A 12324-nucleotide genomic window follows, 5' to 3' on the forward strand; every position below is an offset into this window, starting at 1 on the left:
TCAATTCGGCGAATGTTCAAGCTGCTCGTACTTCCTACTTCTCACTTTCAATTTCCCACTTTCTCTTAATCCACCACCCACGTATCCTTACTCCCTCCACCCTGTGATGAGTTTACAACCAATGAACCTTCTTTCAACGCAACACGTGTTAAACCACCGGGAACAATTTTTACTCCATCAGGTCCACATAATGCATACGGACGAAGATCAACATGGCGAGCACGTAACTGTCCATCAATAAAACAAGGAACCGTTGACAGTTGAATAATTGGTTGTGCAATAAATTCACGTGGACTTTTTTCAATTGCAGTTTTAAATAAACGCATCTCCTCCTCAGTTGCTTTGTTGCCCATCAGCATTCCGTAACCACCACTTTGATTGGTACGTTTCACCACCATCTTATGCATATTATCAAACACGTACATACGCTCATCTTCATTACTCATCTGATAGGTTGGAACGTTTGGCAAAATGGGATCTTCATTCAAATAATATTTTATCATGGCTGGTACATATGCATACACGGCTTTATCATCGGCCACTCCATTGCCCACCGCATTTGCCAATGCAACGGTACCTTTACGATACGCACCCATAATGCCGGGAACACCTAACATACTGTCGGGTTTGAACAATAACGGATCCATATACTCATCATCAATCCGGCGATAGATCACATCTACCTGCTGCAAACCGCCGGTTGTTTTCATATACACTTTATGGTTATCGATCACAAGATCTCTCCCTTCCACCAATTGAATACCCATTTGGCGTGCAAGAAATGTATGCTCGTAGTAAGCAGAATTATAAATCCCCGGTGTTAATAATACAACTGTTGGATTGGAGACAGGTCGGGGTGATAACGCCATTAAATTATTATGCAATAACAACGGATAATTATTCACCATCCGGACTTTGGCATTTGAGAGCAGATCGGGAAACAATCGCTTGGTTACTTCCCTGTTCTCCAACATATAGGATACACCCGATGGTGTACGCAGATTATCTTCCAGGATATAAAATGTACCATCTTCACCACGAATGAGATCAATGCCGGAAATGTGCACATAAATATCATGCGGCACTTTAATACCCGATACTTCACGCATGTAATGCTGGCAGGAAGCAATCAGCTCACCGGGAATAATTCCATCTTTGATGATCTGCTGATCATGATAAATATCTTTCAGGAAAAGATTCAATGCTTTTAAGCGTTGCGTAATGCCGCTTTCTACATGTGCCCATTCTGCTGCTGTGATGATGCGGGGAAGAATGTCGAATGGAAAGATGCGTTCAATCCCGGCATCATCACTATATACCGTGAAAGTGATGCCTTGGTTCATGAAGAGTTCACCCGCCAGTTTGTGTTTAAGATGCAGATCATCAACGCTGTGCTCCCGTATTGTATCAACCAGCTTTTGATAAGGCAGCCGGATGTTGCCGCCTTGCTGCATTTCGTCAAATAATGCAGGGCCGGTCTGATAGTGCTGTATCAGTAGTTCGCTGTCCATCATGATTTTGAGTGTTAATAAAGCAAAAAGAGTTGCATACGTACAGTTTGATGTACGGCAGGCAACTCTTTGCTCAATTTAGGGAAAACAGCTTAGTTGATAAAATAAATTATACAGCTTTCAATAAATAATCTCTCAATGCTTCAAATGAAACATCCATTACAGTTGAATTTTTCGGCAGATCAATAATTTCTTTTACTGCATCCGGCAACGGGATGGTTTGATTCAACACAGGTTCCACCACATCATAAAATTTAACGGGATGAGCTGTTTCCAAGAAGATGCCTTTTAATGTCGAGTCACCAGCATTGTTTAAATATCGTTCCAATGCCAAGTAACCAACAGCACCGTGCGGATCGAGTGTATAACCTAATTCATCATACACACGTTTCATCGTTTGTTTTGTCTCCTCATCGGTAATACTTACGCTGCTGAATTTTTCTTTCAACTGCGGAAACTGTTGATGAAACAATTCAAGAATGCGAACAAAGTTGCTGGGATTACCAACATCCATCGCATTGCTGATGGTTGCAACGGCAGGCTTGGGTTGGTATTGCTGTGAATGCATAAAGTTGGGAACAATATCATTTGCATTACATGCTGCAAGAAAATGTTTCACCGGCAAACCACTCATGTGTGCTAAAATACCGGCACAGATATTTCCGAAGTTGCCGCTGGGCACTGCAATAACAGGAGGCTGGCCACCATCCCCTAAAGGGGAACTGATCCATTGCTTGTACGCAAAGAAATAATAGAACTGTTGCGGCAACCATCTTGCAACATTGATTGAATTAGCTGATGTAAGAAATAACTGCTTGTTGAGTTCTGCATCGGTAAACGCCTGCTTCACCAATTGCTGACAATCATCAAAAGTTCCGTTTACCTCCAATGCATGAATATTGTTGCCCAGTGTAGTTAATTGTTTTTCCTGCACACTGCTTACTTTACCGCTTGGGTAAAGAATCACCACCTCCACTCCTTCTACATTGTAAAAACCATTGGCAACTGCGCCACCGGTATCGCCGCTTGTAGCAACAAGTACCGTTACTTTTTTATCAGCACCTTTTACAAACTGACCAAGACAACGACTCATGAACCGTGCACCAACATCTTTGAAGGCGAGTGTTGGTCCATGAAATAATTCAAGTGATGCAATGTTTTCACTCACTTGTACTAATGGGATTGGAAAGTTGACTGTCTCTGACACAATGCGATACAATTCATCTTCTGCAATTTCATTACCGACATACGGTTCGATCACACGAAATGCAATTTCTTCGTTGCTGATGTTTTCGATATTGCGGATAAGATCTTTATCAACCTGGGGAATGCTCTCCGGAAAATACAATCCTTTGTCAGGGGCTTGTCCCAGAATGGTTGCTTCCTTGAATGAAACGATGGGTGATTGTTTGTTTAAACTATAGTAATTCAAGTTGTTTTGTTTTAATGATTAAGATATGTACATCATGTCGAGGAACGAGACATCTCTATAGTTGGAGACAGTTTTATTTTTAGAGACCTCTCCTTCGTCGAGGTGACGTGCCACCTCCTACGCTTTTATTTCTTTCACGCCTTCCTGTGCAATGGACGTTACATACGTTTTATATTCTATTCCCAAACGATGAAATACTTCCTGCATGATCGTTTCAACATTTTTTGCGGTTGTTTCTTCTTTACTCAACATAAAGATCGAGGGGCCACTACCAGAAATACCGCCACCTAATGCACCGGCCTCTTTACTTCTGGTTTTAATTTCATCAAAGCCGGGAATTAAAATACTGCGTACCGGTTCAATGATCACATCTTCCAGGCTTCTGCCGATCAGATCTGTATCGCCTTTTTCAAAACCTGCAACAAGACCTGCAATGTTGCCCCATTGTTTGATCGCATCTTTCAACAATACTTCTTTGCGAAGGATCTGTCGTGCATCACTCGTCTTAACTTCAATTTGCGGATGTACCACCGTTACAAATAACGGAGGCGACTTGAGTTGTATAATATCCAATGGATGAATGGAACGGATCAACGCAACACCACCGGTAATACAGGGCGTAATATTATCCGCATGCTTTACACCACTGGCAAGCTTTTCGCCATGCATGGCAAACTGCACCAACTCGTCGGTTGAAAAAATATTCTTCAGCAATTTGTTGGCAGCAACAGCAGCACCGGCAGCACTCGCCGCACTCGAACCTAACCCACTGCCGGGTTTGATCTGCTTTTCAATTTCTACTTCAAAGCCAAATGCATTTCCCATTTTTTCCATGATCTCCAGCAGTACAACACCAGCAACATTCTTTGTTGCTTCTGTTGGAAGATCGTATGCATCTTTATTGGTAATGTACACCTTTGGTTCATCGATCAACTTCAGCTTCATGATATCAAATGGTTCCTGCAAGGCCATACCAAGAATGTCAAATCCACAAACGAGGTTAGCGACAGTAGCGGGACATTTTACAACAACTTCTTTCATACAATTATTTTTGAGCAGCTCTTAAAATATCTGCAAATACACCACTGGCAGTTACTTCTGCACCGGCACCGGCACCTTTTACCACCATCGGTTGCTCTTTGTAACGATCGGTGTAGAAGAGCACCACATTATCTTTTCCGTACAAATGATAGAGATCATGTTGCGGCGGTATATGCTGCAATCCAACGCTTGCTTTTCCTTCATTAAAGCTCGCAACAAATTTCAGTTTACAATCTTCTGCATGTGCTTTTTCGAAGATGGCTTTGAAATGTGCTTCTTCTTTTTTCATGGCCTCATAAAAATCATCCACACTTCCCTTCATACAACTATCGGGCAAAAATCCATTACATGCAATTTCTTCCATTTCCATTTGCACACCTGCTTCACGGGCAAGAATGAGAATTTTCCGCATCACATCAGTACCACTTAAATCCAAACGTGGATCTGGTTCTGTGTACCCTTCATCCTGTGCCTGCTTCACCACATCTGCAAATGGTTTTGTACCATCATAATGATTGAATACAAAATTGAGTGTTCCGCTTAACACCGCTTCCATACGATGTACCCGATCGCCGCTACGCATCAGATCATTTAACGAACCAATGATGGGCAATCCCGCTCCTACATTTGTTTCAAATAAGAAAGGCGCATTGTATTCTGAAGATAAATGTTTGAGTTTTTTATAATTGCTGAGCTTTGATGATGCAGCTACTTTGTTGCAGGCAACTACAGCGATACTTTTTTCAAGTAATGATGCATACACATCTGCAATAGCAGCGTTGGCCGTTACATCCACAAAAACGGAATTACGCAAATTCTTTTGTGTGATGGCTTGCACAAACTGCGACAGATCGGCGGCTTCACCTTGTTGTAAAAGATCTTCCCAGTTATCGAGGTTCACAGCATTATCGTTGACAAGCATTTTGCGACTGTTGCTCAACCCTGCGATATTGATCTGCAAACGCAGATGCTGCTCAAGAAACACAGCCTGCTGTTTGATTTGTGCCAGCAATTTTTTACCAACGTTTCCTGTACCAACCACATATAAATGGATCTGCTTTTTGGTTGTTTCAAAAAACTCTTCGTGCAAAACGTTTACTGCTTTGCGCACATCAGCCGTTGCAACAACAGCAGAAATATTCCGTTCAGTTGAACCTTGTGCAATTGCACGGATGTTGACACCATTGCGACCTAGTGCCGCAAACATTCGTCCACTGATACCGGTGTGATGACGCATTTGATCACCTACCAATGCAACGATCGAGAGATCTTTTTCAATCTGCAGCGGATCTACTTTCTGCGTTGCTATTTCGTATTCAAATGTTTTATCAACGGCTTCTTTTGCTCTTGCAGCAGATGCTACATCCACACCCACACAAATTGAATGTTCACTTGAACCTTGTGTAATCAGGATCACGTTGATCTGTGCATTGGCCAACGCAGCAAACAAACGGCTACTGAAACCGGGAATACCGATCATACCACTTCCTTCCAAACTCAGCAATGCCAATGAATTGATACTGGAAATGCCCGTAATAATATTTGTCGAGTCAGGTTTGTTTTCAATCACCGTTCCATGATCAGCAGCAGCAAATGTATTCTTGATCCATACCGGAATATTCTTCACCAACACCGGTTGTATGGTTGGCGGATAGATCACCTTGGCACCAAAGTGCGAAAGCTCCATTGCTTCCTGGTATGAAATGGATGGAATGATCCGTGCATTGGGAACCCAACGTGGATCGGCCGTCATCATTCCACTTACATCGGTCCATATTTCCAATGCTTTTGCATGTACGGCAGCAGCAAGAATAGATGCCGTATAATCAGAACCACCACGGCCCAATGTTGTAGTGATATTGTTTGCATCGCTGGCAATAAAACCGGGAACAACGATCAGTTTACCGGATGTCTTTTTTATATAATCGCTCACTTGTTGATTAGTAACTGTAAAATCAACAGCCGCATTGCTGTAATTGGAATTGGTGCGGATGAGTTCACGTGCATCTTTCCATTCAGCCGGAGTTCCGTTGCTGTTAAAAGCTGCATGAATAATAGCTGAGGACAACAACTCACCATAACTCACCAGTTTATCTTTGGTACGTAACGATGATTCGCCCAACAGAAAAATACCATTGCAGATATCTTCCATTTCGTTACAGAATTTCTTTACCATACTCAACACTGCACTCTGTTGCTGTACAGGAATCAATGCTTTTACTGTATCAAGATGCCTTGTCTCCAGTTGCTTTAAAATGTCTTTGTACGTTTCGTCTGTAGCAGACGCTTTTGTGCCGCAGCTCAACAACAGATCGGTGGTGCCGCTCATGGCACTTACCACAACCATTACGGGGCTCTCGTTCAATTTATTCTTTACTATATCAGCAACCTGTTTGATTGCTTCTGCACTTCCCATTGAAGTGCCACCAAATTTTAAAACCAGCATATAAGATTAACGTTAAATGATCAGAAGATTTTTCCTGTTCTGCAGCAATGATTGCCCGTGGGTTGATATGGTAATGTACAATCCGCTTAGCGGATCGTAGTTGTAATAATAGTTGTGCCGTTAGCAGAGGATGCCAACGTGTTGAATGTAATATGTGCAACTATCTTATTCATGTGGCCACAAGATAAACACGATGAATCATGCAACAAGCGTTAGTCTTAAAATATTTTAGAAAATTAGTCTATTTGAAAAGTATAGTGATAAGGATTGAATAAACGCTTGGTCACTTTTACATGATTCTTAATTTGCTCTGTTGACAAATTTTGAGAACTTCCATCAGTTAAAATGAAAATCCCATTAAATGAGTTTGGCGTTAAGAATTGGCCAACCAATGTAGTTGTATTGGCTGGTATTACAACAGACAAAGTACTATCATCAATAATTTGGTAAGTTAGAGTATCCGATAGCTCTAAAGCTGTTTGACCAGATGCAAAAGGCAATATATCTACAGAAGACGTCAGTTCTTTTACAGCCCCATTAAACTTCAAAAAGAGTTTGACCGGTTCCGCTTTCATATTTACAATATAAAACTCAGATAGAATTGTACATCTCATCAAGCCAAAACAAATGACTAAAAAGATAAAGACTCTCCTAATAAAATTCATTTGGTAATGTGTTTGAAATTTCGAGATACGCACAAAAAGAGCGGCTTTTCAACCGCTCTTTTTTACTTTTTAACTGGTTATCTATTGTACAATGAATTTCGATGTATAAACTGTTTTCTCATCCTGGTTCAACACCTTCACTAAATACAATCCTTTCGTGATGGTTTGTTTTAACTCCACTCCTTCGTATTGACCGGGTCCGCTAACGTTGACTGTTTTATTGAACATTACCTTCCCGGAAAGATCGAGTACCTGAATGGTATGAATGCCTGTACCCGTTTCTTCAAAGTTCAATTGAAACCGATGTTCGGTTACCGGGTTTGGAAACATCGCAATTTTTTGATTCTCCAATGCGAATGGTGAACGGGCTACTATGTATTGTCCTTTGTTAATGGCGGGTCGTGTTGCAAGGTTTCCACTGGCAAGATCGGAAGCGTTAATACGTTTTGTATCTTCTTTATAAGCAGGTTGAGCAGTGAGTGTTTCAAGATCAAGATGATAATAAAGTTGGTTGCCAAAACTGCAACTCATCAACACCCGTCCTTCCTGATCAACTGCTGCACCATTTACATTGAAACTTTCAGGCAATCCTTTAATGATACCCATGTAAGTTGTCATTCTGCTTGAAGGATCAATGCTGAATACATATTTGCGATGCGTGATCAAATACAATAATCCATCTGTACCTGCCACCATATCGCCACCCCAACTGCTGCATTGACTGTGTACAGAAACCTGTCCATTACTTGCTACATCAACGAGATTTCCAAGATCAACTAGCACTGGTGTTTTACCTGTACTGAAACGGAATAAATGATTCCCGTCGTTTGTTGCAGCATATCCATTACCATCGGCACCAATCACCATGCGGGTAATATGATTTGCAGCATCCTCCATATTCAATTGACTGAGCAATGGCGATGTAAGTGTAAAGAATTTAGGAGACGAAGGCTGACGCATATCGGCCCAACGTAATTCAGGAATACGTAACGGAACATAAAAGAAACGTTGCTTGGCCTCATCAAATGCCGCAGCAGCAACAGTTGTTGCAGTAGGTCCAATTGGTTTTCCGTTGACTGTTCTGCTGATAGCTGTATTACTAACGGCGTCTATTACACTAAGTTTTTGTTTGGATGCATCAAATACCGTTTGCACTACCACTCCTTGTTTGCTGTTGAGCAACTGGATGTTCTCCCAATTGGCTTGCTGGTTGGGAGCACTGATGGCATAAATGAATGATGAACGTTGCGCAACTAAAGTGGACGTAACAAAAAACAGAAAAACAGGTAGTAGAATTTTCTTTTTCATAATCAGCGTTTTAATTGGAAGGTTGAAATGCAAACTAAAAGTTACACTCATTTCACCACAATTCAAAGCGGCTGCTGTTACTATTTGATGAACGAATTGGGAACGATTCGGTTATTTACCAATAGCGTTGAGTGCTTTTTTTACAGTACCATGGGTAAGCAACAGATCCTTGGATGCTTCATAATCAGAAAGGCCGCTGCGGAGCATGAGCATTTTCACGCCACGGTCAACTAATTTTTCGTTGCTGAGCTGCATATTTACCATGCGGTTGTCCTCTACCCGGCCCAATTGGATCATCACCGAAGTGGAGATCATGTTCAACACCAGTTTTTGTGCCGTTCCGCTTTTCATGCGGGTGCTGCCCGTTACAAATTCGGGACCCACCACTACTTCAATCGGGTAATCGGCTGCTTCTGAAACCGGTGAACCGGGGTTACAACTGATGCTGCCGGTAATGATATTCCGTTTCCGGCATTCTTCCAATGCGCCGATCACATAGGGCGTGGTGCCGCTTGCTGCGATACCGATCACCACATCTTTTTCAGAAACCCGGTGAGCTTCCAAATCGGCCCAGCCTTGTTCTTTACTGTCTTCAGCAAATTCAACCGCATTGGTTATTGCCTTCTCGCCACCGGCAATAATGCCGATCACCAATCCATACGGGACGCCATATGTTGGCGGGCATTCGCTGGCATCTACAATTCCAAGTCGACCGCTGGTGCCGGCTCCGATATAAAATAACCGTCCACCCATCAGCATTTTATCGCTGATGGCCGATACCAATGGTTCTATTTGGGGAATGGCTTTTGCAACAGCCGCCGGTACAACACTATCTTCTTTATTTATATTCAGCAGCAGATCTGCCACACTCATGTCTTCGAGATGATGATAATTCGATTCCTGTTCTGTAATTCGTACAAATTGGTCTGACATATTTGCAAAATTAGCTATGATATTCAATTAAACCCTGCATTGGATTTTTTAATATGCGCCCTACCTGCAGTTCGTACGAATGGCACATTGTTTTCAACACATCTCGGAAAGCGTAGGCTACCCCACCTGTAAAATGTATGGGGTACAGCCAGCTTTCCCTGAATTTGTAGAGATGATTAAAGAAAAATTCATTGAACGAATCTTCAATAATATTCTCAACCATATAATGTCCCCGGTTTTCGGCCAGGAATAAGGCAAACGATGCCATGTACCGGTTGGGCAACGGTTTCCGGTACACATGATCAAGTATCTCAACCCTGTTTGTATTGTATTTGCTGGTGAACCTTTCCTGCAGATCCACATCAAACGTGTTGTATAAAAAATGCTGGATCACCTTTCGTCCAAGGTAGGCACCGCTTCCTTCATCACCCAACACATAACCAAGCCCCGGACTGTTTTTTGTAATACGTATCCCGTTGAAGTAACAGGAGTTGGAACCCGTTCCTAAAATACAGGCCACTCCTTTTTCATGACCGCACAGTGCTTTTGCAGCCCCCATCATATCATGATCTACTTTAATTTTTGCGGCTGTAGGAAAAACAAACTTCAATGCTTTTTTTACACTCTTGATATTGTGCTCGCTGCTGCAACCGGTACCATAGAAATAAATTTCATCGATCCGTTCTTTTTTCATCGAAGGTTTCAACTCCTTCATCAGCATGGCCGCTATTTCCTCACTGGTCATCAGGAACGGACTGATGCCTTGCGTGAAGAAGATGGTTCGCTTCTTTCCTTTCATCAAACACCATTCAGCCTTTGTTGCTCCACTGTCTGCTATTAGTTTATTCACACTCATACCGCTATTACTTTTTTCGGGCCTTTGCTGTAAAATATAAAAAATGAAACAAAAGCGTGAAGGCAATATGCTTTATTTTCGTGAAATTCGCCGTTCTTTTTACACGAAAGCGTTTTCATGAATCAAAAGAAAGTACAAGTCTGGTTGCCTGTTCTCCTATCCGTATCACTTATTATCGGAATGTTTTTTGGGTATAAACTCAAAGATAATATGGGTGCCTATGGCCCCTCTTTTTTTGGCAAATCGCAACGCAACCCGGTGCAGGAAATTCTTGAATTGGTAAAACAGAAATATGTTGACACGGTGAACACCGATTCACTTGGTCAGTTTGCCATCCAGGATATGCTCAATCAACTCGACCCCCATTCTATTTATATTCCGCCCGTTGAACTGCAAATGGTGAATGAAGAAATGGCTGGAAATTTTCAGGGTGTAGGAATTGAATTCATGATGCTGAATGATACGTTGCATGTGTTACATGTGTTGCCAAAAGGACCAGCCGATAAAGCAGGTATACAAGTTGGTGATCGATTATTGAGTGCAAACGATTCAATTGTATCCGGTGCAAAACGCAAATACGATGAGGTGCGAAAATTTTTCAGAGGACCAAAAGGAACAGAGGTAGCGGTGAAGTTGATACGCAACGGAAAACCCGGTGAAGTAACCATTCAACGGGGCATCATTCCGATCAAGAGCGTAGATGCAGCTTACATGATCGAGCCAACAATTGCCTACATACGGGTGAATAAATTTTCAAGTACCACCTATGAAGAGTTTATGCAGAATCTTGAACGCCTGCAGAAAGAAGGAATGAAACAACTCATTCTTGATTTACGTGGTAATGGCGGTGGCATGCTGGATGATGCTGTTCAAATGGCCGATGAGTTTTTAGATGGCAATAAAGAAATTGTTTATACCGAAGGAAAATCATACCCCAAACAAAGTTATGCGGCACGCCGTCCGGGTTTGTTTGAAGAAGGAAAACTGATTCTTTTGATCGATGAAGGTTCTGCTTCTGCAAGTGAAGTGTTGGCAGGTGCATTGCAGGATTGGGACCGTGCCACCATTCTGGGACGCCGCTCGTTTGGTAAAGGATTAGTGCAGGAACAATTCAGTTTGAGCGATGGCAGCGCCATCCGTTTAACAGTTTCCCGTTATTTTACACCTATTGGGCGCAGCATTCAAAAGCCCTACAGCCCTGGTGATAAATCGGGTTATCGCTCAGAGGTGAGTACACGTTTAACCAACGGTGAACTATTGCATGGCGATTCAGCGGCACACAATGGCAAGAAATTCAAAACAAAAGGCGGACGAATTGTATACGGTGGTGGCGGCATTTCACCCGATGTATATGTACCGGTTGATACGTTGGATCAATTGCCAAAAAATAGCCGGATGGCAATAAGGGAACGCATCAGCGATGCAGCTTATTTGTATTTCCTTGCAAACAAAACAAGCCTTACAAAACTGAAGGCGCCGGCCGATCTGCAAAATTTTGTTGCGGCTGATCCTGCATCGATCGATACATATCTGAACAAAGCGGCAGAAAAAGACAGTGTTGGTTTTACTTCTCTTACAGCAATGCAACAGGCTACTGTAAAAAAGAATTTCATCAGCTCACTTAGCCGTTACATCTGGCACACAGAAGGATTTATTAAAATGCGAAACCTGTACGATCCGCTTGTTGTAAAAGCATTGCAGGAATTGAAAAAATAAAAAGAAAGCGACCCGCCTCGGCGGGTCGCTTTCTTTTGAGATAAGGTTGTTTGGTAAAACGTTTTATTCTTTATCCAGTACTTCTTTCTTTTCAATGCGGTACGAAAGGATCAAACCAATACCTCCGCAAATCGCCAGCAAAGAGAAATACATCACCGGATTATCATCATCAATTTTCAATACATACGTGTGCATGATATAGGCAAGAAATAACCCTACACCAGCACCTACCAGTAACAATCCCCATTTGAGATTCCGATACGGAGCCGGGCGGTTGGCGAACTCTTTCGGATTCATGCCTTTTTCGATCATCGTCATATTTTCTTTGTTACGTAAGTAGTAAAGACCAAATGCCAATGCCATTGCACCCAGCGGAACCAGTATCGGAATTAAAATTTCAGGACCCATAGTATTTG

The 12324-nt window shown here is 42.2% G+C and carries 10 protein-coding genes; 1 reads left to right on the forward strand and 9 read right to left on the reverse strand.

The features are described 5' to 3' along the window. Nucleotides 1-65: 65 nt before the first annotated feature. From WG989_RS17220 to WG989_RS17255, 8 genes are all read right to left on the reverse strand, one after another. Entirely contained in the window at nt 66-1514 is a 1449-nt protein-coding gene (locus WG989_RS17220; protein ID WP_340431287.1) for a circularly permuted type 2 ATP-grasp protein, read from the reverse strand. A 106-nt stretch (nt 1515-1620) separates the two neighbouring features. Continuing rightward, nucleotides 1621-2943, reverse strand: coding sequence for a threonine synthase (thrC, locus tag WG989_RS17225; protein WP_340431288.1), 1323 nt, complete (start codon nt 2941-2943; stop codon nt 1621-1623). A 117-nt stretch (nt 2944-3060) separates the two neighbouring features. Then, the gene (locus tag WG989_RS17230) at nt 3061-3984 is read right to left on the reverse strand and encodes a homoserine kinase (RefSeq protein WP_340431289.1); all 924 of its coding nucleotides are present in this window, start codon (nt 3982-3984) and stop codon (nt 3061-3063) included. Between the two features lie 4 nt (nt 3985-3988). Next, nucleotides 3989-6430: a bifunctional aspartate kinase/homoserine dehydrogenase I gene (gene thrA / locus WG989_RS17235; RefSeq protein ID WP_340431290.1), complete on the reverse strand. Its 2442-nt coding sequence runs from the start codon at nt 6428-6430 to the stop codon at nt 3989-3991. A 236-nt stretch (nt 6431-6666) separates the two neighbouring features. Next, nucleotides 6667-7095: a hypothetical protein gene (locus tag WG989_RS17240; protein ID WP_340431291.1), complete on the reverse strand. Its 429-nt coding sequence runs from the start codon at nt 7093-7095 to the stop codon at nt 6667-6669. 81 nt (nt 7096-7176) lie between these two features. After that, nucleotides 7177-8403 carry a T9SS type A sorting domain-containing protein gene (locus tag WG989_RS17245; RefSeq protein WP_340431292.1) on the reverse strand — a complete coding sequence of 409 codons (1227 nt, stop codon included), beginning with the start codon at nt 8401-8403 and terminating at the stop codon, nt 7177-7179. A 111-nt stretch (nt 8404-8514) separates the two neighbouring features. Continuing rightward, nucleotides 8515-9336 carry an N-acetylmuramic acid 6-phosphate etherase gene (murQ, locus tag WG989_RS17250; RefSeq protein ID WP_340431293.1) on the reverse strand — a complete coding sequence of 274 codons (822 nt, stop codon included), beginning with the start codon at nt 9334-9336 and terminating at the stop codon, nt 8515-8517. Nucleotides 9337-9346: 10 nt separating this feature from the next. Beyond that, a complete protein-coding gene (locus WG989_RS17255; RefSeq protein WP_340431294.1) occupies nt 9347-10192 on the reverse strand; it encodes an N-acetylglucosamine kinase in 846 nt (281 codons plus the stop codon). A gap of 117 nt (nt 10193-10309) precedes the next feature. Here WG989_RS17255 and WG989_RS17260 point away from each other — a divergent pair, with 117 nt between their 5' ends. Continuing rightward, on the forward strand, nt 10310-11908 hold the full coding sequence (locus tag WG989_RS17260) for a S41 family peptidase (protein WP_340431295.1): 1599 nt from the start codon (nt 10310-10312) through the stop codon (nt 11906-11908). A 63-nt stretch (nt 11909-11971) separates the two neighbouring features. On the opposite strand, the gene WG989_RS17265 is transcribed toward WG989_RS17260, so the two are convergent. Beyond that, the gene (locus tag WG989_RS17265) at nt 11972-12316 is read right to left on the reverse strand and encodes a DUF6249 domain-containing protein (protein WP_340431296.1); all 345 of its coding nucleotides are present in this window, start codon (nt 12314-12316) and stop codon (nt 11972-11974) included. Nucleotides 12317-12324: the final 8 nt, after the last annotated feature.

The organism is Lacibacter sp. H407 (genome assembly GCF_037892605.1).
Lineage (GTDB): Bacteria > Bacteroidota > Bacteroidia > Chitinophagales > Chitinophagaceae > Lacibacter.

What these genes read in the sequence shown, in the direction of transcription:
- WG989_RS17220 (WP_340431287.1), bottom strand. Translation starts at nt 1,514, where the DNA reads ATGATGGACAGCGAACTACTGATACAGCACTATCAGACCGGCCCTGCA.
- WG989_RS17230 (WP_340431289.1), bottom strand. Translation starts at nt 3,984, where the DNA reads ATGAAAGAAGTTGTTGTAAAATGTCCCGCTACTGTCGCTAACCTCGTT.
- thrA (WP_340431290.1), bottom strand. Translation starts at nt 6,430, where the DNA reads ATGCTGGTTTTAAAATTTGGTGGCACTTCAATGGGAAGTGCAGAAGCA.
- WG989_RS17240 (WP_340431291.1), bottom strand. Translation starts at nt 7,095, where the DNA reads ATGAATTTTATTAGGAGAGTCTTTATCTTTTTAGTCATTTGTTTTGGC.
- WG989_RS17245 (WP_340431292.1), bottom strand. Translation starts at nt 8,403, where the DNA reads ATGAAAAAGAAAATTCTACTACCTGTTTTTCTGTTTTTTGTTACGTCC.
- murQ (WP_340431293.1), bottom strand. Translation starts at nt 9,336, where the DNA reads ATGTCAGACCAATTTGTACGAATTACAGAACAGGAATCGAATTATCAT.
- WG989_RS17255 (WP_340431294.1), bottom strand. Translation starts at nt 10,192, where the DNA reads ATGAGTGTGAATAAACTAATAGCAGACAGTGGAGCAACAAAGGCTGAA.
- WG989_RS17260 (WP_340431295.1), top strand. Translation starts at nt 10,310, where the DNA reads ATGAATCAAAAGAAAGTACAAGTCTGGTTGCCTGTTCTCCTATCCGTA.
- WG989_RS17265 (WP_340431296.1), bottom strand. Translation starts at nt 12,316, where the DNA reads ATGGGTCCTGAAATTTTAATTCCGATACTGGTTCCGCTGGGTGCAATG.